The sequence below is a fragment of the Salinithrix halophila genome (genome assembly GCF_042650125.1).
Lineage (GTDB): Bacteria > Bacillota > Bacilli > Thermoactinomycetales > DSM-45169 > Salinithrix > Salinithrix halophila.
In genome coordinates, this window is record NZ_JBHSAP010000009.1 from 478736 (window position 1) to 502372 (window position 23637).

The window sequence follows — 23637 nt, forward strand, 5'->3', positions numbered from 1 at the left end:
TCAAAGGGGATAGCTATTTTTTCATCATACCACACCCACTTGCCAACCGTCGGCGATCCGGAGGGTTAGACCCGAAACCCCGCTTCACAGATCCTCCGGTATCCGCAATAACCACAGCGCTTTCCCGGACGGGGAAAGAAATCTTCTATGGTACTTCCCTGCTTCAGGAGACAGGCTAACTCGTCCAGTGTCGCTTCGGCTTCCCTTAGCCATTCCGATGTAACTTCATGGGAGACCACTTGATCTGGCTTTAAAAAATAGAGGATCGCCCTGTCAACCCGGATTCCCCATTCTTCTTGGGCCGCCAAGGCGTACAAACGCAACTGAGGAAGATACTCCGCTGCCATGCTTGCCACACTATTGGCATCCACATCGTTGGTTTTGTAATCAATCAGCTCCCATTCCCCCTCCGATGTACAGTGGAGCCGATCGATAATCCCTTCAATCTCCAGCCCTTGGGTACGCCCAATAAAGCGAGCTTCCTGTTTTAAACCGGTCAGACGGGGCAACTCCCGGTAAAAGCGGCTACTCAAGTAGGTTTCCACCATCGGCAGCAACTCCGCGAGTGCTTTCTGTCGCTGGCTCGCTGCCACTCCCCACTGATCGAGTGCTTCCCGGCAGAGAAGGTCCAGTTCTTCCGGAGCAGGAGGTACGGATGGGATCACTTCCAACAACTTATGGACGATTTGCCCCTTCATCCGGGGATCCAGCCGATAAGCACCTGTTTCTTCCCCCTGCTTTCCTACAGCTTCTGTTGGGAGTACCTTTTCCTCTTCCAGCGGCGAAAGCCCCAGATGATAAGTGTAATAAAATTTACGAGGACAGTTGGATAAAAGGGTCAAATCTGTGACACTGACTTCCTGATTATCCGCCTCAGTCCAACCTCTGGGAGCGGCGATCGTCAGGCTGGGAAGTGAGGAGCCTCCCTCATCTACCGGCTTCTCCAGCCAACCTTGATCCAACAAGGAAGGGACAACATCTTCCTCGGTAACCTCCGCTTCGCTAAAGGCTTCCACCTGAATACAGGGACCCTCATTCGGAAAGCCCCAGGTCCCTTTTTCCCAATCGATTCGGTCATAGCCTAGGAGGGCATCCAACCATTTGCTCCAAGTGTCGGCGGAAAGGATTCCCTCCCCTTTCTCTACGCCTCGGTGTTTTTGCGGAAGACCGCTCAAAATGATTCGGTCTTCCGCCCGGGTGATCGCAACATAAAAATGACGAACCGATTCTTCTCGGTCGAACCTCTCTTCTTTTTCTTTCACTTCCCGCCAACGGTACGTCTCCACCCGATCCAGCCGTAGATCCGCCAGACGGATGACCAAGCCGCTCTCCCGGTCTACCCGCAGATCCGGCATCTCCCGCGGGGGCCGGCGGGAGAGATCGGGAACGATGACCACGGGAAACTCCAGCCCTTTAGCCTGGTGAATGGTCATCAATTTTACACTATTCCCTTCTTCTGCTTCCACCGCCGCTTCCGTCTCCCTGGCTTGGCGTTGAATCAGGAGGTTGACATTTTGGAGTACGGTGTGCACGGAATAGGGAGCATCTGTCTGCCAGGTGCGAGTGAGACGAAGAAATTTGTCCAGGTTAGCCCTTGCTTGTTCTCCCTGTGGGAGTGCCCATACAACATGACGGTAAGCTGATTCCTCCAGAGCCCGCTCCAGAAGTTCCGCTACGGTAATCCGCCCTTGAAGATAGCGCCAACGGGAGAGGTAAGCGGCGAAGCGCAACAATTTTTCTTGCTCTTCTGGTGCAAGTCCCTCCGTCTCTGCCCAGGCAGAGAGTTCACGCTCCCATCCTTGCTTCGAGCAGATCCGAAGAAGGGTCTCATCTGAAACGGCACAAAAAGGAGAGCGCAGAAGACCCGTCAAGGCCAACCGGTCCGAAGGGTCAGCCAGCAGCCGTAACAAGTGGAGAACATCCGTAATTTCCTGCCGTTCGAAAAATCCGCTCCCCTTTACGACATAACACGGAACCCCCTGAGCTATCAAAGCCTCCTCCAATATTTTCACATGAGTCATGGCTTGAAACAGCACCGCCACGTCCCCTGGAGGGATTCCCTCGTCGACCAGCTGCCGGATACGGCGAGCGATGGCCGCCGTTTCCAGCTCTCGATGCTCCCCCTTTCCCTCTTCCGCCGAAGGAGGCAGGGTAAGCATCTCCACTCGAGTATCCCCTTCGGCTTGCCGGTTGGCGCCTGCTGCTCGATAGTGGTTATCATCCCTGGGATCGTTGGACATCAGACCACTGAAGAGAACATTGACAAAGTTGACGAGGGAACCTTCAGAACGGAAGTTATCCAAAAGCGACACTTCCTTTCCACCTTCCGCCAATATCTCCTCTCGCGTTCGCCGAAAGACAGAGACATCGGCCCCGCGAAAACGATAGATGGACTGTTTCGGATCACCGACCACAAAAAGCTTCCCCGGCACATGTTCTCCGTGGGGGCCGGGACAAAGGAGATCAGTCAACATCTTTTGGGCTTCGTTCGTATCCTGGTATTCGTCCACCATCAGGTAACGGACGCGCTCCCGGACACGGCGGACGACCGCCGGATGGTCCCGTAACAACCGGACCGCTCGGACCTGAAGCTCGTCGAAATCCAACCCTCCTGCTTCCGCCTTCAGACAGAGATAACCGCGATGGATCTCCTCAACAGCGGTAAGCAGCTCCTGTAGGACGATTTTCTCCTCAGGCAGCCAGGCATTCCCACCGGCAGCAGCGAGACATTCTTCGCAGAGGGATTTCAATCGATCCCGCGGCTGTAGGATCTCTTCTTTTCGTCCCCAGTTTCCACCAGTCAGCTTTTTTACCTCCGTTAACGGGCCGATCCGGTCCGCCGCATTCCGTGCTTCCTCGAGTGCTTCCTTGAGTCGCGGCCACTCTTCCTGGAAACGGGTACAACGCTTCCCGCCCGACAGCGAAAGGATTTTATCCCCGGCATCCACGACCTGTCGTAACAGTTCCGCTTCTTTTCGTATCAGCCTCCTTCCCGTCTCCTGAAGATGTTTTCGGGTCCTGAGATCAAGGTCGGCAGGCTCCCATCCGTATGTAGTCATTTCTCGATAGAGTAGGGTAAGACGGTGAATGCTTCCCTGAACGCCCCACAAGGTGACCACTCGTTCCAGGGGAGAAGGGAGCTCCCCGTTGGTTCTTCCCGTCGGCACCACGGCGGGCAATACCCGATGCACCGCCTCGTTAAGTAACCGGTCCGATTGGGGATCGTCGAGGATTCGGAAGTCAGGATCAACATTCGCTTCCACGGGAAAATCCCGCAACAGTCTCGCACAAAAAGAGTGGATCGTGGAAATCCGCGCCCGGTCCATCCCCGATACCATCCGGTACCAGCCTTCACTCTCCTTGATCCGACCGTCTTGCTGAGCTTGTTCCATCCGCTCTGCCGCCCCATTGCGAACCCGCTCTTTCATCTCTGTCGCCGCTTTTTCCGTAAACGTGATGGCGACCACGTTATCCAAAGGGTCCGGTTCATCCAGATGCCGTTCCAGGATGGACAGAAAACGCTCCACCAGGACTCGCGTCTTTCCAGAGCCTGCTCCAGCCGTCACGATGCAATCCTGATCTAGGGAATCAATGGCTTCCCGCTGTTCCGCCGTCAAGTGAAAACGAGCCATCATCCGTCCCTCCTGTCCATTCCCTTCTTTCGGGCCACCCGCCGGGTATCGATGCGACACACGCCTCGATGAGGGCAGTAAACAGGGCAGTCCCAAGTAGGATCTACGGCAAAATCCCCTACCGTCGCCCGTTCCAACTGCTCCGTCACCTGGTGACGAATCTCTCCCAGCACCCTGTCCCAATTCTCTTCATCGAGAAGCCCGGAGATCCGCTTGCTGATCCCCGCGCGCTGGGCTTCTTCCCTTCGCCACAGTCCCTCGTTCCGATTGTTCGTCGGCCCCTGGCCCACCCGCCGCGAACCGGCAGTGTAAAAGGCGGCTCCAACGGCCTTGTCCGGATCAAGGCCGAACTCCTCCTGTAAAACCCATAGATAAAGAGGAAGCTGCAAATGGGCACCAGCCTTAACTTCCGCCCGATCTGGGGCACTGCCGGATTTGTAATCGTACAGGACATAAAACCCCTCTTCATCCGTATCCAAGCGGTCCACCTTTCCTCTGAGGCGGATTCGGCGGCCTTCAGCGAAGGTAAGCTCCGCCGGGTGTTCCCGGGTGGAGGGATCAATCTCCCGCCGGTCGACGAGGGATTCATCCCGCCCCATTCCGAAAACCAACTCCAGGTAACGCGGGCGAAAATCGGATGATTCTTCTTTCCCCCGCCAGCTGTACTCGTGCTCCAATATGGAGAGGAGTCTTCCCTTGAGCCGGTTTTCTTCGATCCTCACAGAAAAGGGGTCCCTCCCTTCAGCGGCTCGTGCAAATTCATCGAAAATGGTCTCCGCCGTTGCCAGCAAGTGTTCCTCCACTTCTTCCCGTGGAAAGGACGTCAGAGGAGAATCTCGGTATCGATCCCAGAAGCGGCATAGGATCCGATGCATGAGCTCTCCCCTCTCCGGTGCAGAAAAACCTTCCACTGCATCCTCCTGGGGAAGTACCTTTAACAGTCGACCGGCGAAGAAGTGAAAGCGACAGCGGGCCAATTCGTTGAGCTGAGTAGCGCTCCAGGTCCGTTCCGTTAAAGAAACGGCGAACTCTTTGGGCAAGCTAGGAGTTAGTACACCGTCAAAGGAAGACCAGCCGCTTCCCCAGCGGGTCCGTTCCACCCTTATTTTTTGTCCTAAGTCCCGGAGGAAGACGGGATCTTTCTCTCGGACATCCCCCAACAGAGGTAGCGCGGAGGTCAACACCTCTTCCTCGACACTCTCCGATTTTGCCTTTCCCAGAACGGATACCACTCGCTCCATTCCTTTGGAAAGAGATGTACACCCTTCCCATGGAAGCGGAAGGGTATCAGCTATCGAAGGCTTATAGTCCTGAACACTTCCTTTCCGAAACACCCGCTGCACTTCTTCCAGATAGGGGGAAGGCAGTTGACGGCGTCCTTCCTCGTCCATGGCTGGATACGAGAGAACGAGCTTCTCCTTTGCCGCACAAACACATTGAAAGAAGGGAAACACCTGGTGTTCTCGTTGTTCCGCAGAAAGCGCCAACCGAACCCCCTCGCTCCGGAGTCTCTCCCTCTCCTGATCGGATACAAGCCAATCCTCTGGAATAGAACGGGGCCACTCTCCTTCCACACATCCGAGAAGAAACACCGCTCCATACCGATCCCCCCGTACCTGGTTGGGCTCTAGCAAACGGACCCCGCCCCTTCTCCCCGGCTTCCGTTCCACCTGCTTTCGATTCGCTGCCTCCTCCAGTGCAGTTGCAAAGGAAGCCCGATCACACATTTGCCGACCGAGATCTGCCTGTCCAAAAATCTCCCGCCACTCGGCGAGAATCGATTTTAGTTCCTCCCAAGCTTTCCACTCTTCCACTGCCAAGGGCAGGAGCTCTCGATCCCTGGCCATCGCCACCCTCAATGCGGAGTCGTCCAAATGATCGACCCAGCTTTCAAACCAGGCGACCCAGTTCATCCAGGGCTGCCGCTCGGGAATTTCTTCCACCCAATGGAACAGTTCGACTAACTGCATGAGAGTTTCTCGGTCCGTCCCCTCCGCTTTCATTTCCTCTTCCGACAAATTTTCCAGCCGATCCGTTAGAGTTTTCGCCTCCCTGGGTGCACCCAACCGATGCCAGATCTTCGGCCAACTTACCCCCCTTTCCATTCCCTTCGTCCAGGGGAGAACTGGGTTCTCCAATAAAACGGGACGCAAATCTTCCCTTCCTTCAGCTAGGAATAAAGCAGTTAGAATCGCCTGCAAGAGGGGATGTTCCTTTAGGGGCCGGGTGTGAGGCCTGCTACAAGGGATCCCCGCTTCCTCCAGTTCCCGAAATAAGAAAGGGTGGTACACTTCCGGTTGGTTGGTGATTAAGACTGCTTCGGAGAGGGGGGCTTCACTCTCCTCCAGCCACCGTTTCAGTCGAGCTACCGTCAGCGCCGCCTCCATGGAAACCCCTGGCGCAGCCAATACTTCCACCTGATTCTCCGCATCGGCTGGACGGGGAGAGAGGGAGAAAACTTCTCTAGTCAGATGGAGAAACACATTCCCTCCTGCGGAGGAACGATCTGGGATCGGTTCGACCTTCCGGAACCCAAATCCCCGTTCTATAAGGCGTTCCGATAACCGGGCCGTCTCACGGAACAAGCGAGGGCGTGACTCATCCCAGGCTAGATGGAAGGTGACCGGCACTCCCGCTGTCACCAATTGCACCAAAAGCTGTTCTTGCAGAAAGGAAAGGTCAGGAAAGTGTTCAGCAACTACCCGGGCGGGCAGTTTGGCCTTCCCTTTCCGGATCGCCTCCATCGCCAGGAAATAGGCTTCTTCATGGTCGAGCAGTCGATTTTCCTTTAACAGTCGGCCATAAGCATGAAAAATACGGGAAAATTCCTCGAGCCCTTCCCCCTTATCTGCCCACAGGGAGGAAAGCCGGGTGGGCCGAACCCCTGCCCGCTTCAATTCGCCGATCCGGGCCTCCACGGTTTTCAACCAGCTATACCGTTCCTTCATGTTACCGAAATAGCCCCCCTCTTCTCCGAGAGCCTCAGCTGTCGCCTGGCGAACCAGCCACTCCTGCTCCACAGGTGTCATGAGGCGCAGGGGGTCGGGGGGTAAGAGCCCTCGTACAAATGAATCGAAGGTTTGAAAAAAAAACCCTGTTTCATCCAGGCCGGCATGATGGAGGATTCGACGGTATTCTTTGATCGATTGGGCTCCAGGAACCAGGCAGACCGTCCGACAGGAATCCCGAGGATCAACACTGGAAAGGGCGATTCCCCGTACCGCTTGCTCTGGCGGATGAACTATCACCCACCCTGACATGATGATCACCTCTTCTCTCTTGGAATAAAGCGGCAATGATAACGATGATACCGCTGTGCCCGCGGTGGAATGCTGACCATAACGATACACGGGCTACCAGCCCGGGGGAGGGACAGCCATGAAGCCGAAAGACCCACAAATGAAACCCAGGATGGAACCAAAAAACCTCACCTCTTTTGTCGGAGAAGATGAACCGGGAACTCAGGTCACAGATGCCATTCAGGAGACATTGGGGCCAACCCCTGATGGGGATGTCCCGGAACAGACAAACCGTGATAAAAAAAAGCAACCCTCCAGGCGGACATGAGAAGCCAACCAAACCTAACTAAGTAAAAAAGACGAAAAAACCGGCACGACCTTTGTGCGCCGGTTTTTTCGTCTCCTACGGTTTGCGCTGCGCGAAAAAATTGCGCACATAGGGCTCCCGGCGCCCAGCCAATGCGTCTGTCAGACGAACGCGCATCCATTCCCAAGTCACTTTGGCCAGTGCTTCCCCTGGAGCCAAGAAGGCCACTTCCGTCGCTTCATTCGATGGCCCCGGTGTCCCGCCGGTAGCCCGGCAAAGGAAGACCAAGCTCACCACGTGAAATCCCTTTTTCCCCACGGTTTTGTAAATCCCGGTCATCCGGGTTACTTCGGCGTCAACCCCGCTTTCTTCCTTTACTTCCCGAACGACAGCTTCTTGTAGGCCCTCAGCCAGTTCCACCACGCCTCCCGGCGGTTCCCACCGTCCGTTGTCGGCACGTCGGATCATCAGCACACGGCCTTTTCCGTCCAATACCACTCCCATCGCCGCTACATAATGTTGCGGAAACATCCCGGTTCCTCCCTTTTTCTGGTCGTCCCGGTTTACACAGTTTCACTGAGAGTGATGGGGCGGATTTTAAAGGATAATACCGGGCTCCATCATTAAAGCATATGCCGGGTAAAAGAGATCCCCAGCTTTTCCAGCATGTCGCCTTCTCTCGGCTGACAGGTGCAAAGGATGACCTGGTGCTCTGTGGAAAGTCTACTCAGGATCCGAAGGGCTTCCCTCAGCCGTTCCCCGTCGAAATGAACCAGACTGTCATCCAAAATCAACGGCAAGGGTGTGGTGTTTTCTGAGAAAAAGCGGATAAGAGCCAGCCTCATGGCGAAATACATCTGATCCACGGTCCCACGTGATAGGCGTTCCACCGGCTGCCGTTCACCGGTTTCAGGTACGAATACACTCATACGTAAGCCATCGGTGGGATCGATCAAGAGGTCTTCATAGCGTCCGGAGGTAACTTCCTGAATCCAGCGTGAAGCATGGGGGCGAAGTTTGGGGGCGATATCTTCCTGCACCTCCCGTGCTGCTTCCAGGAGCACGTCTCGGGCCGTTTCAAGGGCGGTCCGTTCTTTTTCCAACTCTCGTAGCCGGTCCGCCGCCTCTTCTAGCAACGTCTCCCGATCTGCCAATGATGGCAGTCGGTCGAATTGGGTGGAAAGTCTTTCTTCGAGCTTTAGTACCTCCACTTCTTTTTGCCTGCAGACAGCCTCCATCTTTTCGAGAGCGTGCTCTTGTTCCTTCAGACGTTGCTTCAATTCCTCCAGAGAAGTTTCCTCCGCCGGGAAGACATTGAGGGAAGCTAATTCCCTTTCGGTTTCCTCTAGCCTTTGCTCCCAATTCTCTGTCTGCATGGTACGGGTAATCTCTTCCTTCTCCCTGGACAATTCTCTGATTTGTTCATCCAGACGTCGAACGTGATCACTGGCCAGAATCCAGTCGGTCCACAGCTGGGTATCCGAAGTCCCTAGTTCTTCTGTCCATTTAGCCATCCCTTTTTCGGTACGTTCGAGAAGCTCTTGAAGACGGTCTCGGTCTCGGGTGAGAGAGGTCGTTTCCAGCTTCAGACGCTGTAATACTTCTCGAGCCTTCCGCGCCTCATCGGCGACTGCGGATAAGGTCTCATGCCACCCTTTCGCATCATAGGGTCCAAGGCGGTCTTTCAGTTCTGCTTCCGTCGCCCAAGCCTGAACATCCCGGCTGATTTCCGCCAGTCTTTCCCGATTCTGTTGGTCCAGTTTCCTGTTGGCTTCCCTCTCTTGAATTCTCTGGCGCTGACTTTCCACCAGCCGGTAAAGCTCTGCCGCCGAGGGAACATGCCACCGATCCAGGATCGCTTCCTGCTCCTGCATAACCACTGCCAGTTCGTTATAGGTAGCCTTCAGAGCGTTTTTCTCCTCGGAGAGGCGGGAGCGCAAACGTTCCGGATCGAGAGGTTCCCCGTTTTCTTCCGCTTCTTTCCGTTCCCGTCGGGCTTGCTCACGATCTCGTAGCAGGCCCTGTCGTTGCGCCTCCCAATTCTGTTTCACCTGCCGGTCAACGATCCGCAAGCGATTATAACGGTAGAGAACCACTCCGCTTCCCAAGAGAAGAAGAACACCGATCCCCGGGGCGTTTTGGAAGGCAAAAAGCGAGAGGAGCAGTCCGATCCCACCCATCCAGAGCCACTTGGAACTTGATTTCCCCGGTGGGATCTGAGATTTCACCACCTGGGTGAGAAATTTTTCCCGATCCAGGAGATCGAGGCGCCGAGTCAATTGGCCCGCGGCATCCTCCAGGTCCCCTCTCTTCCGACGGCATCGTTCCTCCCGTTCCTGGAGCTCCACCAGCTGGTTATAGTCTTTTTCCAACTGGATCCCTTTGAGCCGGTCATCCATGGTTCCTTTGCCATCAGGGGGTTGCAATTTCTCCTCCAGGCGGGACGCTTCATCCAATCGATGCAGATGGCGTTGAAGAAGCGCTTCGTCGATCTCAAGGAGCGGCCTTTTCTCTTCTTCCAGCTCCCGGGTCTCTTTCTCCAGGCTTTCCAACCGCTCTCTAATTTCCCCGATCCGGGCCGCCGGCGATTCATGCTTATGGATCAATTGCCGCAATTCATCGGCTTCCTCCTCGGAAAGAAGGCGGGGGGGTAACACCTCTCGGCGCTCCCCTTCCAGTTGTCTCAACTTAGAGGCAACACTCTCCCAACGGGACAGCCGAAAACGAAGGTTTTTCTCTTGTTCTCGGAGGGTTTCCCTTCGTTCGGCCTGCTGGACCTCCTTTGCGATTTGGGCAACCTGTCCTCGTATATCTTCCCGATCCCGGTCAAGACGGACTCGTTCTTCTTTCAAGTGGGCTAGGCGAGCCTGTTCCCCCCGCAGATTTTGGTAGACGTCGCGCAGCTCTTCCACTTCTTCTTCCAGTTCTCTCGCCCGGCTATGAGCGGCACCGAAAGGCTTACCGCGAGATTGAGTCGTTTTACCGATTCGCTGAATCTCTTGCTCCAGCTGTTCGAGAACCGGCTTCAGGTCCTTTTCCTCCCCCTGGGTGATAATCTGGCGCACTCGCTCCACCACCTGATGGTCCCCGGCGAAAGAACGGGAGCTAAGGTGAGCGACTCGGGTGAACAGACTGCTGGATAACCCGGTCAACTCCTCCAGGAAACAACGGTCTTTTCTGCGATCCATCCCGAATTCCTCCGTCAGGTCGCGACCGGTTTTTTTGTCCACCAATTGTTCCCGATCCTCATCCCACCGCAGGCTTCGTATCAACCGGTATTCCCTTCCATCAAGAGTAAAATCGACCTCTCCTCCGTATTCAGAGCGGTCCCATGGTTGGTAATCATCATACCAGTCCTCCCGCTGTCGCCGGGACACCCCTTCTTTTTTTGCTCCATAGAGCAGGGCTGTTATCCCCTGGATCAGCGTGGACTTACCCGCTTCATTGGGGGCCTCCACCAGGTTGATACCATCTTGAAAAAGAAACTCCCGATCCGCCCAACGACCAAACCCGCGGAAATAGACACGATCGATCTTCATCAACGGTTCACCCCCGGAGTCAAGAGGGCGTCCAATCCTTTGGAAAGCGCGCGTTCCAAGACATCACGCCCCTCAGGTGATGCCTCCTCCAAACGCCTCTGCATCCGACGTACAAAGCTGCCGGTGAGTCCCTCCGTCGCCGCTAGTTGATCCACTTGATAATCAGGAACCGTCTGGTCAACAATGTCCACGTAGAAAAAGTTCTCCTTACTGAGGTGAAGAGTGAGCCACTCCGGTGAAATAGGGAGATCAGAGGGCCGCCGGCCTTTCAGAAGAACCTTACGGCAGGCTTTCCTCGCATCTCCTGCTGGATACCGGTCCAAGATCCGATTCAGGACTTCCTCTTCCGTTCCACATCCGGTTAAGTCGATTTCATCCTTTTCATAACAGCGGCTCTGTATCGACACCATTTCCAATTGCAGACCTTGCTCGTCAAAACGGCCCAAAGTCACGGTTCGCTCCCCGGTCTCCTTCCACTGTAATGCTTCGGGGGAACCGGGATATCGAACACAAGTTTTTCGTTGGTTCTTTAAATAGTGGCTGGATGGCCGATGGATATGCCCCAGAGCAATGTAATCCATCTCCAAGGGCGCGAGGCTCTCTTCCGTAAGGGGGTAGTAGGGACAGTTCTCGCTCCGGGAGTTAAAGGTACCGTGAACCAACATCATGCGGCGTTCATCCGGTGCTCCAGACGGATGGGGCAGAGAGACCTCTCTTTCTTCATATTGCGTGAAGCCCCGGCCAAAGACTCTGAGGCCGAATTCGGGATAATAACGCTCTTCCCATTCTCCAGAAAAGATATGGACGTTCTCCGGCCATTGTACTGTACGGTAAAACGAATTCTCCTGAAGGGGATCGTGGTTGCCCGGAGCGATCAGCACCTGAGTGGACGGGATCCGCTCCAGGGTGTCAATCACCCACTCCACCGTCGATCGGCGAACCGTCTCATGTTCCAGGAAATCCCCTGCAATCAGGAGGAAATCCGCTTCGCGCGACCCGGCTAAGTCGACGATGCGCCGGAATGTACGACGATAGTCGTCCCGGCGGGTGAGCAACTGTTCCTCGCTTCCTTTCCAGCCCCGGACAGGTAGATCCAGGTGGAGGTCAGCTGTATGTATAAACGTTACGGGTTTCATGTCACGTACCACCTTCTGTGCGCACGAAGTTCCGGCCATCCCCTTCCTTTGAACAAGAGGAAGGTATGGTTTTTTGCCCGGTTCCCAACACTAGAAAGGAAACCGATAATAAGGAGAGGTTTCCATGCATCAACGTCTTTGGTTCTCCCTGTTCGTTATCTTTTTATCTGGAACGGTACTCCTGTCTGCCATCCCGGCGGAAGCCAATCCGCCTGCCAGAATCGCAGAGGTGAAAGGATACCAGATCCAACACCTAAAAAAAACCCCTTTTCCCGTCGATCAAGCGACCCAGGCCGAGTTGGAACAGATCCTGGGCGATATCAACCAAATGGCCGGTATGCGTTCCCAGATGCTTCCTGATCAATATGTGCTGTTTCGTTTTCCCAAACCGGTCGTCTTGATGGCTACCCCTGTGGGCCACCCCGTACGGGAATTAATCCTTACTCGTCCGGCCAAAGCATGGACTCCTCCCCGGCTGTTAATCAAAAACGGGCAAAATCAATGGGTGGAATACCGGAGCAATCACCCTATCGCTCCTATGCTCGACCGGGTGAAAGCCGGCACGTGATCGAAAAGGCTCTTGTACGCAAGGGCCTTTTATCATGCCGCTAAAAAGCGATCAGTCCGACACGTTTACTGTCACCCGCTCCCCCGAAAGCCGGAGAACTGGATGCTTGAGGAGCTCTCCGGCAACAGAAACCAAAAGCAGGACATCCTCCCCCTGCCTCCTGTATTCATCGAAAATCCGCCACATCTCATCCTTCCATCCTTCGCCTGTTGCCACTGGCCCCCGATGGTCGGTCACTGTTAAAAAAAGGTCTTCCCCGGGTGCCGAGACAATTCGTACCCCGATATCCTCTGACTCCTCCAACCAGCGGATCGCTTCCGCTGCTTCTGTCTCCGTCTGGAAATCCAAGGAGAAGTACGGATTCGGCTGCTGTTCATCCACTTCATAACCACCGAGCAAAAAGCCGGCGGGAGTAAACGGGGCTGTCATGGAATCCCTCCCTTAACGCGTTCACGTCAAGAATACCACAGCCACAGCATTCCGCCACCCAAAAAGAAGAATGACAGCGGCAAAAGTGAATGGGTTTTCGGGTAAAGAAACTCCCGCCGGATCGTGGGCGGGAGGAAGCGCAATAGCGTTTCAATTGATGGAAACGATCTTAAATTCCAGGGTGCCGGAGGGAGCAGGTACTTTGATAATCTCCCCCTCCCGTTTGCCGATCAATTCTGCTCCGATGGGGGACTCATTGGAAATCTTCCCGGAGATCGGATCGGATTCGGCGCTCCCCACAATCGTGTAAGTTTCCTGATCCCCGTCGGGGACCTCTTGAATGGTTACCTTGGTGCCCACGCTGACAAAGTGTTTGTTCTGGGTATCTTGGTTGATGATTTTGGCATTTCGTATCATGTTTTCCAAGGTGACAATCCGGGATTCAACGAATGCTTGTTCTTCTTTGGCCGCATCATATTCCGCGTTTTCGCTCAGATCCCCCTGAGCGATCGCTTCCTTTAGACGCTGCGCCACCTCCTGACGGCGTTTCGTTCTGTAGGTTTCCAACTCGGCCTTTATCTTGGCCAAGCCTTCTTCCGTCAGCAGCACTTCTTTTTTTTGTTGTGCCATACCGATTCCTCCTTGAAGAAAAAAACCGTATTCTATCTGGTTGCAGCCTCTGGAATGTAAGCCCTTTCACAGATGATGCTGTTTTTACGGCTTATTGGTCCATTATCACAAACCACCCGCTTGGGTTGATTTTATTCAAGCTTGTCGGACTCCATCCCATAATTATTCGAAGCAACCGGTATTTGCGGATCATTAAAGCCATACCGGGGGAAGCTTCTCCCCAATTGGACAACTGTCCTGACCCGTCCGTGACACGGATGGTCACGATAGCCTCCTTCGGCCCAGTCCGTTCTCTTAAAGTGAATTCCCGGAACGGCTAGGATCAAATCCAACCACCAGCAAGCCGTCCGGCCTTCCCGGTCAAAAAAGCCTGTGTTTGGTGGACAAGATTTTCCGGGAAGATTGAGAGTATGGACTGAGTGATATAGTATCACAAATACTTCCACCATAAAAGGGACGCCTGTGAAATTTCCTATCCAGGTGCCCGAAGAAGGAGCCTGAAGTCGATGAAATGGATCATTTTGCTTGCCAAAATCGCCTTAACCTTCCTTCTTGCCTTTTCCGGAACCCTTCTACTCACCCTTCTGCTAGCTCTCTGGTTTGACCCCAAAGCCTCTCTGATTCCGCTTATCTTCGCCCAGAACGCAGCTTTCGCCATAGCTGCCTGCTTGGCCTGGCGCTGGTTTGAAAAGGAGCCGCTGGAACGCATGGGGTTCTTCGATCCCTTTCCTTTGCGTGCCTTTTTCCGTGGCACCGCCGCCGGTGTAGGGTTGATTGGGGGAGTCTTTCTCCTCCTTTGGCTCACCCCTTGGATGGAAGTGACCGGGATCCGTATAGACAAGGCTTCTCTTTCCTCAATCCTGTATGCTGCTGCCGGTTTTCTGGTTGTGGCTACGGGGGAGGAGATTTTTACACGTGGATGGCTTCAGACGCTTTTACAAAAACATCTGGGAGCGATTGGAGGAATGCTGACTGCCTCGCTATTTTTTTCTGCCCTCCACCTGGACAATCCCCATATATCCAACTTATCCCTTATCAACCTTTTCGCGGCAGGGGTACTGCTGGGGGCAGCCCGTTTGGCCAGTGGCAGTCTTTGGCTTCCGATCGGGCTCCATTTTTCCTGGAATTGGACCCAGGAGATCGTTTCCCTGCCCGTATCCGGTCTGCACATGACGAAAGCCCCTCCTGTGAAGGCAGCGGAAACAGGGCCGGATTGGATCACGGGTGGACCTTTCGGCTTGGAAGGCGGGCTCGGAGCCTTTCTCGTGCTGGTGATGGGCTGTTGGTATTTTACCCGGCTGTACCGGAAAAAAAATCCGCAAATCTAGCTCCGCTACATTCGGTGGATTACGCATGAACGCGGTGGGCCTTTCCTTTCCCCAGAAGGATCGACAGAACATTTTCAGCAGCCGTCGCCGCCATTTGATCCCGTGTTTCTCGCGTGGCGCTTCCCAAGTGAGGAGCCAACACGACCTGTTCCAAATCCGATAAACCCGGAGCCATCTTCGGCTCCTTTTCGTACACATCCAAACCTGCTCCGGCGATTTCTCTCTTTCTGATTGCCTCCACCAGCGCTTCCTCATCGACGAGGGCTCCTCGGGCTGTATTGATGAGGTAGGCGGTCGGCTTCATAGCGGTCAGTTCTTTTCGTCCGATTAAGTGATGGGTTTCTGCCGTATAGGGAGCATGGAGGGAGACAAAATCCGCCGTCGCCAAGAGTTCTTCCAGAGACAGAAACTGAGACCCTAGAGAACGTTCCTCCTCTTCCGGTAAGCGTGTACGGGAAAAGTAGCAGATCTTCATATCAAAGCCCTTAGCGCGGCGGGCCACCGCCCGTCCGATCCGGCCCATCCCGACGATGCCCAGGGTTGAACCCGTCACTTCTTTTCCGAGATGAAAAAGGGGAGCCCACTCCGTCCAACCCCCTGCCCGATTGAGACGGTCACCCTCTGTCACACGGCGGGCAACGTCCATCAGAAGGGCCCAGGCCATGTCTGCTGTGGAATCGGTTAACACGTCAGGAGTATTGGTGACAGCGATTCCCCGACGGGTCGCCTCCTCCACGTCGATATTGTCATAACCAACCGCGTAATTGCTAATCACTTTTAGACGAGGGGACGCATCCATGACGGGACGATCCACCTGGTCAGTGAGGAGGGAAACGAGGCCGTCCTTATCCGCAAGCTTTCCGATCAATTCCCGTCGGCTGAGTCCGCGATTTGCTCCGCCCGTCTCTACTTCACAATACTGTTCCAAAAGCTTCATCCCTGCTGCGGGCAGCTCACGCGTTACCAGGATGCGGGGACGCATACCATCAGCCAAGAAAGTTCCTCCTTCCACCTTTTTTGTTTTTTCCGATTATGTAGGGAATCGGCCCCCGGTATCCTTAACCATAGGGGCCTTTTGATTGTTCCACCAGTCGCTCCCCTTTAAACCTGTCCCGGTATTTTTCAAAGGCGATGCGAAGATAACGATCCGATTCCTTTAGAGGAAAAGAAACCGCTGGAATCGAAAGTTCATGGGAGAAACTCACCATCCCAAGCAGAGAATAAGGAGCGACAGGCTTAATGGACCAAACAGATCTAACAGAACAATACGAAAGAGAAAAAGCCAAACTGGAAGGGCTAAAACAAGCCAAGAGAAGTAGCGCATTTCCCTTTGGCTTTCGCAAAGCGATTCGGGAGCAAAAACAAGTGGTTAAACAACTGAAAAAGCAACTCGGTGATATCGAAGGCTGATCCAAATCACCAGACGCCTATATACAGACGTCTGGTGATTGTTTGCATATTGGTTTTTCCCTCTTATTCCTGTTCCAAAAGCGGAATGTTCCGGATCGCTGCCCAGGCCAGCAACTGGACAAACCCGACCGGCAATACCAGCCACCGCAGTTGGGAAATGTCCGGTGTGCGGGTAATCCACCATAAGAAGGCGGTAACGGATAATAAACGACCGATATTGAGAGACAACTCCCGCGCAACAACATATTCCACCCGAAGACTTGCCGTCTCGTGGTTCTCTCCGATCACATCGAAAACGGCGGAAGTCAGAGGAACCATGTAGACGGGGTAAAAAAGGGCTGCACCCACACCCAAAATGACAAGGGTCCAAGTGTTAACGTCCCAAATAAGGGGAAGAACGACGATTCCCAACATCGCTGCGCCCAAGAAAATACTCTCGTCTCTCCAGGTCATCCGCATAAAACGCCCCACGACAAAGTAAGAGATCAGAGCCATCCCGGAGGCAGCGGTCAGATAACTTCCCAAAGTCAGCTCATTCCCTGTCGCTACATAGATGAGCAGGCTGATCAGAAAAGCAAACAACCCTTCCCGTGCTCCATGGGCGATCATCGCCAGGTTCACCCAGTACCAATGGCTCCCTCGTTTGAGGGTGAGATCCAGCACTTCCCAAATACGATACTCTCCGTGGGCACTGCGCCGCCGCAGGAGAAAGCTGACCACGACCGCCGCCAGAAAAACAACTAAAGACAAGGTAAAAATAATCCGGTAGCCGGTGAAATGATCCACCTGTGTAATGACCAATCCGGAAATCAAAGGGGCAACGATTCCAGCGACAGAGGTCAACAACCCGTTAATCCCGTTGAAAATGTCCCGGTTATACCGCTCCGTGATTTCAAAGTAAAGAACATTGTAAGCCAGCCAAAAAAACCCGGAACCTACACCGAGAAAACTGCCCAACAACGGAACAAATCGAACGGATTGGGTCCCTAACAGCAACACAGACAAATAAAAAGCGGCCTGTAAAGCTACGCCGATCCGAATCGCGATCACACGATCCACTTGCTTGGCCAATCGACCGGCGAAAATAAAGGTGATCCCCAATGCCAGATAATTGGCCAGGTTAAAACGCCCGATCACCGCAAAATTGTGCTGTAGCTTCCATAGATAAACATTGACAAAGGTATTGGACAAAGCTGACGAGACAGCAAACAACCCACTGATCACCAGTAAGAGCCACGCCGCCCGGTCAAGCCGGTCCATCTCTCCTAATATACGCATGGAGCCTCACCACGCATAGCTTAACCCAACAGCCCGATGTTTACAGAAAAAAGGGGGAGGTAAATCCTTCACCCTTTACCCAGCTTTTTTCATTCGAAGCAAAGGACCGGCCAAGAGCATACCGGCAAAAAGTCCACCTAAGTGGGCAATCAGATCAATATTTGGCACAAGAATACTGATGACGATATTAACCCCAACCAGAGCAAGGATGCTTTTTCCCGTCTCCGGGTCCATCGAGCCACGCCGGAACAGGAACAAGTAAACATATACACCAAACAACCCGTAGATGGCTCCAGAAGCCCCCGCCTTAATCCCTAACTCATCAATGTAAATGGAGGCCAGATTGCCGCTGATCCCAGTTAGTATATAAAGGAGGGAAAAAAGCCATCTCCCAAAAAGCCACTCCAACTGAGGGCCGAGCAAATAAAGAGCAAAACTGTTGAACAGAAAATGCATAACCCCGATATGAAGGAAAATCGGGATGATCAATCGCCACCAATCCCCCCCTGAAAGCAAACGGCTCTCCAATGCACCGAAACGCAACAAGGTCTCTGGGTTAGTCGAGCCACCGCTGACAGTCATCAGAAGGAAAAAAACCGTTTGTAACAGCAGGATGGTCGTGACAACAGGAAAATAGGAGCGAAATCGGCGTAAAGGCAGCTGCGTATGGTTGAACAAAGGGGTTCCCTCCTTCCTCTACTTATGTAGAATAATGGGCGATCGGTTCCCCCATCCGTACCGTAGTCCCGGCATTCAAATGATCGACCCATTCGATCCGATTGGATTCAAAGAGGAGGATCACGGTTGACCCGAACTCGAAGCGACCCATCTCCTCACCTTTTCCTAGTGTTTTCTCATTCGGATAATCCCGTTTCACTACTTGCTTTTTCCGGGGCCGGTTGGTTCCGATTCCGGGATCGTACGTTACCCGGATACTCCCAACATTCGTGGCTCCCACTTTTACCACAGCAACTCTCCCCGCATCCGTTTCCAGATAGGTAATCAGCCGTTCATTTCGTGCGAAAATCCCTTTAATGCGCTGGACCCCCAGAGCATTGACAGGAAACAGTGTACCCGGAATGTAAGTAAGGCCGATAACTTTTCCTTGGATAGGCGTGTGGATGCGGTGGTAATCCCGGGGGCTCAAATACAAGGTAATGAAATGGCCTCCGTTGTAACGAGCAGCCTTTTCCTGATCCCTTCCAAGAAGATCTTCCAATCGGTATGTGATCCCTTTCGCTTGCAGAAGAGTGCCATTGTCAATCTTTCCTTTTTGGGAGACCGTTCCATCGACCGGACTGGTAATTATTGAAGGATCGGGGTCGACAGGGCGGGCTCCCTCTTTTAAACCTCGCACAAAAAAATCCAACAAGGTCGGATATTGAGCGGTGGGCTTTTCCACTTCACTCAGATCCACGTCAAAGCGGCGGATATAATAAGGAATTAAACGACGGCTGGCGCTAGTACGGGCAAATCGCCCCATCCAGCGAGATACCGTTTTTCTTGGCAGCGCCTTTAAAAGCGCGAGCAGCATCTGGTCTTTCATGGTTGCCTCCTCAGGCAATAAATAGTCAACATTCCAGGGAGTGATTCGTTTTTTTCGGGACACAATACTTACCACGGAGGTGATACAATGGCTTATCAACCCAAAGGGGCTTCCAAAACCAACGCCCAACAAGTTCGTCAGCAAAATCAGCAAGCCGCTCAGCAAGGCGCTCAGCAAGGCGCTCAACAACAACGCTTTGCTAATGAGTTTGCTTCTGAGACGAACGCTCAACAAGTTCGCCAGCAAAATCAGCAAGCCGCTCAGCGAGGCGCTCAGCAAGGAGCTCAACAACAACGCTTTGCTAACGAGTTTGCTTCTGAGACGAACGCTCAACAAGTTCGTCAAAAGAACCAACAGGCAGAAGCCCAAAAGCAGCAACGTCAGCAGTAACTTGAATGAACTGGATCCCATCCTGCTAAAGCAGGATGGGATCTTTTATTTACCGGCAACTCCCGCAGACAAAACCATACGGAGGGCTTCATCCACAGATAGATTCAATACTTCCACCTGTTCAGCTTTATACCAGTGAAGGTCACCAGCGAACTGCATACTCTGAGGAAAATAGACGCCCAGGTACTCATTTCCGTCTGCGGTAGTAAACCGGGGTTCTTTTACTGTCAAAAATCCAATCCGCTTCGAATTGGCCACCGTAACGAAGACAACAGTGTCAAAGGATTTTTTTTCTCCAATGAAAGAATGAATCGTGTCCTTCAGCGTGCCGTACAATCCCTTAACCAGCGGGATATGGTGGATAAGGGCCTCTACCCGTTCCAACAGCTTTTTAACAAACAACCAGCGGGCCAGCATCCCGATCAAGGTGATGATCACCAAGATTAGAACCAATCCTGCACCAGGAAAAGCAAGCGCCTCCGATAACCAGGAGATATTTTCTACGCCTTTAGGAAGCCATCCGATCCCCCAATTGTTGAGAAGATGATAGACATATTGAAGCAGGTAGATGGTCCCCGCCAATGGCAGAACGACCAACAGCCCGTTAAGGAAGAAAAGGGTAAGACGCTTGACGACCCTGGAGCGTTTCAACTGGGACACCCGCCTTTACTGTTTCTTCTTCATGAATCGTTCATAGTAATTCGTGATGAGGTTTTCGGCGATAGGACCCGCCCCTCTCCCACCGTATCCCCCTTCGGGGACGATGACCGCGACAGCGATTTCCGGGTCGTCCGCAGGGGCATAGGCGATAAAAACAGAGTTTTCCACCCGACCCCGGCCGGGGATGTCCTGTTCTGATGTCCCTGTCTTGGCAGCCACTTGGAAAGGCAGGTTCTTAAACAAATGAGAAGCGGTCCCGCCGGGTTGAGTGACAGCTTTCATACCAGCCTGAGCCGTTTGGAAGTAGCGTTTGTCGATGCTGGAATGATTCAGTACTTCCGGCTTTATGTCCTTTACCTGCTTGCTGGTATGATTCTTTACCTTTTCCACCAGTTGGGGTCGCATGCGCTTTCCGTCATTGGCCACCGTGGCGGTAAATTGAGCCAGTTGCATAGCGGTGTAGCGCTGGGCCTGTCCGAAAGAAGCGAGCACCATGCCACTCAAGCCAGAAAAGTTGTCGGCGATGGAGACATAATCCTCCGTCCCGTCCGCTTCTCCTTTCAAGGGGACCCCGGTACGGACGCCCAATCCGAATTCATGGGTGTACTTTTGAAACTCTTTAATGCTCTTCTTCCCCTCCTGTCGGTACCAACGGCTCCCGATCCAAGTGAAGAAAGTGTTGGCCGATTTGGCCAGCGCTTTTTTTGCGTTCAGGATCCCGTAATTATGGCCACCGGAATTGCGAATGGGCGGTGTTGCAGGAGCATAGTAAAAGGTTCCCGGATCACGAAAGGTGGTATAAGGGCTGATCAGCCCTTTATCGAGAGCCATCAGTGCTGTCATCGGTTTGAACGTGGAACCGAGCGGCAAAACCGACAACGGATGGCGACGGTACTCCTTCTCTGGATCCGAGGCGTACCTTGCATCATAGGGAGCTTCAGTGATCGTGCCGTTTCGGATGGTATAGGTCAGCTTTTTATAATCATCTGCAGTAACGGCACCGTTCCAAATATCCGGATCGTAATCCGGATAACTGATCATCGATCGGATCCGTCCTGTTTTTACTTCCATCGCCACCGCATAAGCGTTACGGGCATAAGGTGAGCGATCTCTGCCCGGGGCACGGTTACGCAGGTATTCCAAATGCTTCTCGGTAAACCGTTCCCCTTCTAGCTGCATCTTTTCGTCCAAAGTCATATAGAGACTGTTCCCCGGCTTAGGGTTTACTTGCTTAATCACTTCGACCAGTTTGCCGGAAGAGTTGACGCGGACGAGGCGGTAACCGTTATGACCTCGCAGCTGATCCTGATAGCTGTATTCGATTCCGTCCATCCCCACTTGTTCCCAATCCAGGTAACCACCCTCATCCGGTTCTTTCTGAGCCTTTTTATACTTTTCCAGCGCTGTCTTCGCTCCCTGGAACTGGCGAACGTACCCGATTGTTTGAACGGCAAATGTATCGTCCCGGTACTCTCGTAAAGGCTCGAGAATCACATTTACTCCTTTATAATCGGCGGTGTTCTCCGACAAACGGGCCACTTCTTTTTTCGTCAGACGGTCCTTAATTTTTTTAGGATAGTAGGGGGGCTGTTTGCGTGGAACCTGATTACCTTTGGAATCCAGCCCTACATCCATGTTCTTCATTACCTCGGAGAGAGGCATATCGAGTGCTTTGGCCAGTTTTTTTGCAGTGGCCAGTTTCGCCTCCGCTGATTCATCCGTCTCCAGATAGATCGCGGTATAAAGCGTTTGACTCCCGACCAGTAGTTTTCCGTTCCGGTCATAAATATTTCCTCGAGGTGCAACAACAGGAATCTGCTTAAAGTTGTTCTCCGCCGCCAGTTTGTGATATTTGTCCCCGCCGCCCAACTGTACCCAGCTGAGGCGCAAAAGTAAGGCGACAAACAACAGAAACACAATGATCCACAATACGTGGAGGCGGTGGAAGGTCATCTCTTTTTCTCCGACCATGCGGCGTTGGAGTTTCAGCATAGGAAGTGGCTTCAACCTCTCTCATTCTTAAACCGATTTGCCCCTACAGTTTACCACAAAAAAAGACGGATTCAGAGTCGGAACGGATCGAATTTCCATCATAACCTTCGGACATATGCGGTGACCCCCGATCTTTTTAAAACATACCTTGCTAAAGAACGAACTTTATAGATGGGAGATTAAAACGCATGTCTCAAACCCAATATCAGTGGATCCGTGAATTCGGGAAACGAATGGATTCCAACCTCCGCAGCTCTCTAATCCACCGGCTCTCCGTCCTACGATGGATTCCCTGCGTCATGCACCGATCTGCAATCCGTATGATTCACCGACTTAGCCGTCTGCCTGTATTGGTCCAGTTGGAAGATGATGCGGTAGTCGGGAGTGCTTGGCAACAGAGCCTAAGTAACCTTCACACCCCACCCGATTACTATGACAGCATTCGCACCTACCGGATGGACCTCACCCCGAACCAACTTCAGGAAATCCTGACTTATCCGGAAGTCCGCAGGGCTTACCTGGACCGGAAAGTTTATACACTATTGGATGTCGCTTCGAAGACGGTTGAAGCTCCTCTTGCCTGGTCTCTGGACAATGAAGGGCAAGGAGCGACCATCGCCGTCATCGATACAGGTATTCACCCCCACCCCGATCTGACGAGCCCCCGTTCCCGCATCCTCGCCTTCAAAGATTTTGTCAAAGGAAAAAACCAGCCCTATGATGATAACGGTCATGGTACCCACTGCTCCGGGGACGCAGCCGGAAACGGTTTTTCCTCTGATGGAAAGTATAAAGGACCGGCTCCCGCCGCCGGGCTAGTCGGTGTTAAGGTGCTTACGAAAGTGGGATCAGGCAACCTGTCCAATGTAATCGCCGGTATTCAATGGTGTATTGATAATCGGGAGAAATATAATATCCGCATCATCTCGCTTTCCTTAGGCAGTCGAAGCACCACTTCCTACCGGGAAGACCCCGTCGCACAAATCACAGAGAAGGCATGGGAACAGGGGATTGTGGTTGTCGCCGCCGCTGGAAACGACGGCCCGGATGCTGGTACGATCAGCAGCCCGGGTATCCACCCCCGGATTCTCACCGTAGGGGCTACCGACGATAAAGGGACCCCCGAGGAAGCGGATGATATCATCGCCCCATTTTCCAGTCGGGGGCCCACCTCGGATGGAATCAACAAACCCGACCTCGTGGCTCCTGGGACTGCAATCACCAGCTTGCGAGTCAAGGGCTCCTATATTGACAAAACCTCGCCTGACAGCCAGGTGGGTGAACATTATTGCACCCTTTCTGGAACCTCCATGGCCACTCCAATTGTTGCCGGATTAGCAGCCGTTCTCCTTACCAGCCATCCCGATTGGACCCCGGATCAAGTCAAAAAAGCGCTAATCGATAGTGCCCACGATATGGGTCGTCCTCCCGATGAACAAGGTGCCGGATGTGTCCGGTTGGACCGATCTCTCCTGGATTAAAACAAATCGATAGAGGCCAGGGCCATTCTCCCTCTCAGAATGACCCTGGCCTCTGCCTTGGGGTTCCGGCCT

19 protein-coding genes are annotated in these 23637 nt (G+C 53.3%); 6 read left to right on the forward strand and 13 right to left on the reverse strand.

All coding sequences use genetic code 11. From position 1 onward, the window contains the following. Positions 1 to 65 precede the first annotated feature (65 nt). Together ACFOUO_RS08590 and ACFOUO_RS08595 are read right to left on the reverse strand one after the other, a co-directional pair. Positions 66 to 3632 (reverse strand): UvrD-helicase domain-containing protein, encoded by a 3567-nt coding sequence (locus tag ACFOUO_RS08590; RefSeq protein ID WP_380704210.1) that lies wholly within the window; start codon positions 3630 to 3632, stop codon positions 66 to 68. Next, entirely contained in the window at positions 3632 to 6892 is a 3261-nt protein-coding gene (locus tag ACFOUO_RS08595) for a PD-(D/E)XK nuclease family protein (RefSeq protein ID WP_380704212.1), read from the reverse strand. Before ACFOUO_RS08595 ends, ACFOUO_RS08590 begins: the two co-directional genes overlap by 1 nt. Positions 6893 to 7010: 118 nt before the next feature. Here ACFOUO_RS08595 and ACFOUO_RS08600 point away from each other — a divergent pair, with 118 nt between their 5' ends. Continuing rightward, positions 7011 to 7199: a hypothetical protein gene (locus tag ACFOUO_RS08600; protein ID WP_380704214.1), complete on the forward strand. Its 189-nt coding sequence runs from the start codon at positions 7011 to 7013 to the stop codon at positions 7197 to 7199. Between the two features lie 75 nt (positions 7200 to 7274). Here ACFOUO_RS08600 and ACFOUO_RS08605 read toward each other — a convergent pair whose 3' ends face one another. The 3 genes from ACFOUO_RS08605 to ACFOUO_RS08615 all read right to left on the reverse strand — a co-directional run bounded on the left by ACFOUO_RS08605 (position 7275) and on the right by ACFOUO_RS08615 (position 11853). Further along, on the reverse strand, positions 7275 to 7709 hold the full coding sequence (locus ACFOUO_RS08605) for an NUDIX hydrolase (protein ID WP_380704216.1): 435 nt from the start codon (positions 7707 to 7709) through the stop codon (positions 7275 to 7277). 92 nt (positions 7710 to 7801) lie between these two features. After that, positions 7802 to 10717: an AAA family ATPase gene (locus ACFOUO_RS08610; RefSeq protein ID WP_380704218.1), complete on the reverse strand. Its 2916-nt coding sequence runs from the start codon at positions 10715 to 10717 to the stop codon at positions 7802 to 7804. Next, entirely contained in the window at positions 10717 to 11853 is a 1137-nt protein-coding gene (locus ACFOUO_RS08615; RefSeq protein WP_380704220.1) for a metallophosphoesterase family protein, read from the reverse strand. Before ACFOUO_RS08615 ends, ACFOUO_RS08610 begins: the two co-directional genes overlap by 1 nt. A 124-nt stretch (positions 11854 to 11977) precedes the next feature. On the opposite strand from ACFOUO_RS08615, the gene ACFOUO_RS08620 reads away from it, so the two are divergent. Beyond that, positions 11978 to 12421 (forward strand): hypothetical protein, encoded by a 444-nt coding sequence (locus tag ACFOUO_RS08620; RefSeq protein ID WP_380704222.1) that lies wholly within the window; start codon positions 11978 to 11980, stop codon positions 12419 to 12421. A 51-nt stretch (positions 12422 to 12472) separates the two neighbouring features. Here ACFOUO_RS08620 and ACFOUO_RS08625 read toward each other — a convergent pair whose 3' ends face one another. Both ACFOUO_RS08625 and greA read right to left on the reverse strand, forming a co-directional pair. Continuing rightward, positions 12473 to 12850: a hypothetical protein gene (locus ACFOUO_RS08625; RefSeq protein WP_380704224.1), complete on the reverse strand. Its 378-nt coding sequence runs from the start codon at positions 12848 to 12850 to the stop codon at positions 12473 to 12475. Positions 12851 to 13000: 150 nt separating this feature from the next. Next, a complete protein-coding gene (gene greA / locus ACFOUO_RS08630) occupies positions 13001 to 13480 on the reverse strand; it encodes a transcription elongation factor GreA (protein WP_380704226.1) in 480 nt (159 codons plus the stop codon). Positions 13481 to 13986: 506 nt separating this feature from the next. Here greA and ACFOUO_RS08635 point away from each other — a divergent pair. Then, the gene (locus ACFOUO_RS08635; RefSeq protein ID WP_380704228.1) at positions 13987 to 14808 is read left to right on the forward strand and encodes a CPBP family intramembrane glutamic endopeptidase; all 822 of its coding nucleotides are present in this window, start codon (positions 13987 to 13989) and stop codon (positions 14806 to 14808) included. 19 nt (positions 14809 to 14827) lie between these two features. Here ACFOUO_RS08635 and ACFOUO_RS08640 read toward each other — a convergent pair whose 3' ends face one another. Continuing rightward, positions 14828 to 15802: a 2-hydroxyacid dehydrogenase gene (locus ACFOUO_RS08640; RefSeq protein WP_380704230.1), complete on the reverse strand. Its 975-nt coding sequence runs from the start codon at positions 15800 to 15802 to the stop codon at positions 14828 to 14830. 245 nt (positions 15803 to 16047) lie between these two features. Here ACFOUO_RS08640 and ACFOUO_RS08645 point away from each other — a divergent pair, with 245 nt between their 5' ends. Next, positions 16048 to 16218 carry a hypothetical protein gene (locus ACFOUO_RS08645; protein ID WP_380704232.1) on the forward strand — a complete coding sequence of 57 codons (171 nt, stop codon included), beginning with the start codon at positions 16048 to 16050 and terminating at the stop codon, positions 16216 to 16218. A 63-nt stretch (positions 16219 to 16281) separates the two neighbouring features. Here ACFOUO_RS08645 and ACFOUO_RS08650 read toward each other — a convergent pair whose 3' ends face one another. From ACFOUO_RS08650 to asd, 3 genes are all read right to left on the reverse strand, one after another. After that, positions 16282 to 17496 carry an MFS transporter gene (locus ACFOUO_RS08650; protein WP_380704234.1) on the reverse strand — a complete coding sequence of 405 codons (1215 nt, stop codon included), beginning with the start codon at positions 17494 to 17496 and terminating at the stop codon, positions 16282 to 16284. Positions 17497 to 17571: 75 nt separating this feature from the next. Next, positions 17572 to 18174, reverse strand: a complete 603-nt coding sequence (locus ACFOUO_RS08655; RefSeq protein ID WP_380704236.1) for a rhomboid family intramembrane serine protease — start codon at positions 18172 to 18174, stop codon at positions 17572 to 17574. 22 nt (positions 18175 to 18196) lie between these two features. Then, entirely contained in the window at positions 18197 to 19042 is an 846-nt protein-coding gene (gene asd, locus ACFOUO_RS08660; RefSeq protein ID WP_380704238.1) for an archaetidylserine decarboxylase, read from the reverse strand. Between the two features lie 87 nt (positions 19043 to 19129). Here asd and ACFOUO_RS08665 point away from each other — a divergent pair, with 87 nt between their 5' ends. Beyond that, positions 19130 to 19432 (forward strand): gamma-type small acid-soluble spore protein, encoded by a 303-nt coding sequence (locus ACFOUO_RS08665; protein WP_380704240.1) that lies wholly within the window; start codon positions 19130 to 19132, stop codon positions 19430 to 19432. Positions 19433 to 19477: 45 nt separating this feature from the next. Here the strand turns inward: ACFOUO_RS08665 and ACFOUO_RS08670 are convergent, their stop codons facing one another. After that, positions 19478 to 20083, reverse strand: coding sequence for a DUF502 domain-containing protein (locus tag ACFOUO_RS08670; protein WP_380704242.1), 606 nt, complete (start codon positions 20081 to 20083; stop codon positions 19478 to 19480). 15 nt (positions 20084 to 20098) lie between these two features. After that, on the reverse strand, positions 20099 to 22084 hold the full coding sequence (locus ACFOUO_RS08675; RefSeq protein WP_380704244.1) for a peptidoglycan D,D-transpeptidase FtsI family protein: 1986 nt from the start codon (positions 22082 to 22084) through the stop codon (positions 20099 to 20101). Between the two features lie 188 nt (positions 22085 to 22272). Here ACFOUO_RS08675 and ACFOUO_RS08680 point away from each other — a divergent pair, with 188 nt between their 5' ends. Beyond that, positions 22273 to 23565: a S8 family peptidase gene (locus ACFOUO_RS08680; protein ID WP_380704246.1), complete on the forward strand. Its 1293-nt coding sequence runs from the start codon at positions 22273 to 22275 to the stop codon at positions 23563 to 23565. Positions 23566 to 23637 lie beyond the last annotated feature (72 nt).

Bases quoted from the DNA above. Each gene is read 5' to 3' on its own strand.
- ACFOUO_RS08665 (WP_380704240.1), top strand. From the start codon at position 19,130: ATGGCTTATCAACCCAAAGGGGCTTCCAAAACCAACGCCCAACAAGTT.
- ACFOUO_RS08675 (WP_380704244.1), bottom strand. From the start codon at position 22,084: ATGCTGAAACTCCAACGCCGCATGGTCGGAGAAAAAGAGATGACCTTC.
- ACFOUO_RS08620 (WP_380704222.1), top strand. From the start codon at position 11,978: ATGCATCAACGTCTTTGGTTCTCCCTGTTCGTTATCTTTTTATCTGGA.
- ACFOUO_RS08590 (WP_380704210.1), bottom strand. From the start codon at position 3,632: ATGGCTCGTTTTCACTTGACGGCGGAACAGCGGGAAGCCATTGATTCC.
- ACFOUO_RS08600 (WP_380704214.1), top strand. From the start codon at position 7,011: ATGAAGCCGAAAGACCCACAAATGAAACCCAGGATGGAACCAAAAAAC.
- ACFOUO_RS08615 (WP_380704220.1), bottom strand. From the start codon at position 11,853: ATGAAACCCGTAACGTTTATACATACAGCTGACCTCCACCTGGATCTA.
- ACFOUO_RS08645 (WP_380704232.1), top strand. From the start codon at position 16,048: ATGGACCAAACAGATCTAACAGAACAATACGAAAGAGAAAAAGCCAAA.
- asd (WP_380704238.1), bottom strand. From the start codon at position 19,042: ATGAAAGACCAGATGCTGCTCGCGCTTTTAAAGGCGCTGCCAAGAAAA.
- ACFOUO_RS08610 (WP_380704218.1), bottom strand. From the start codon at position 10,717: ATGAAGATCGATCGTGTCTATTTCCGCGGGTTTGGTCGTTGGGCGGAT.
- ACFOUO_RS08625 (WP_380704224.1), bottom strand. From the start codon at position 12,850: ATGACAGCCCCGTTTACTCCCGCCGGCTTTTTGCTCGGTGGTTATGAA.
- ACFOUO_RS08650 (WP_380704234.1), bottom strand. From the start codon at position 17,496: ATGCGTATATTAGGAGAGATGGACCGGCTTGACCGGGCGGCGTGGCTC.
- ACFOUO_RS08680 (WP_380704246.1), top strand. From the start codon at position 22,273: ATGTCTCAAACCCAATATCAGTGGATCCGTGAATTCGGGAAACGAATG.
- ACFOUO_RS08595 (WP_380704212.1), bottom strand. From the start codon at position 6,892: ATGTCAGGGTGGGTGATAGTTCATCCGCCAGAGCAAGCGGTACGGGGA.
- ACFOUO_RS08605 (WP_380704216.1), bottom strand. From the start codon at position 7,709: ATGTTTCCGCAACATTATGTAGCGGCGATGGGAGTGGTATTGGACGGA.
- ACFOUO_RS08635 (WP_380704228.1), top strand. From the start codon at position 13,987: ATGAAATGGATCATTTTGCTTGCCAAAATCGCCTTAACCTTCCTTCTT.
- greA (WP_380704226.1), bottom strand. From the start codon at position 13,480: ATGGCACAACAAAAAAAAGAAGTGCTGCTGACGGAAGAAGGCTTGGCC.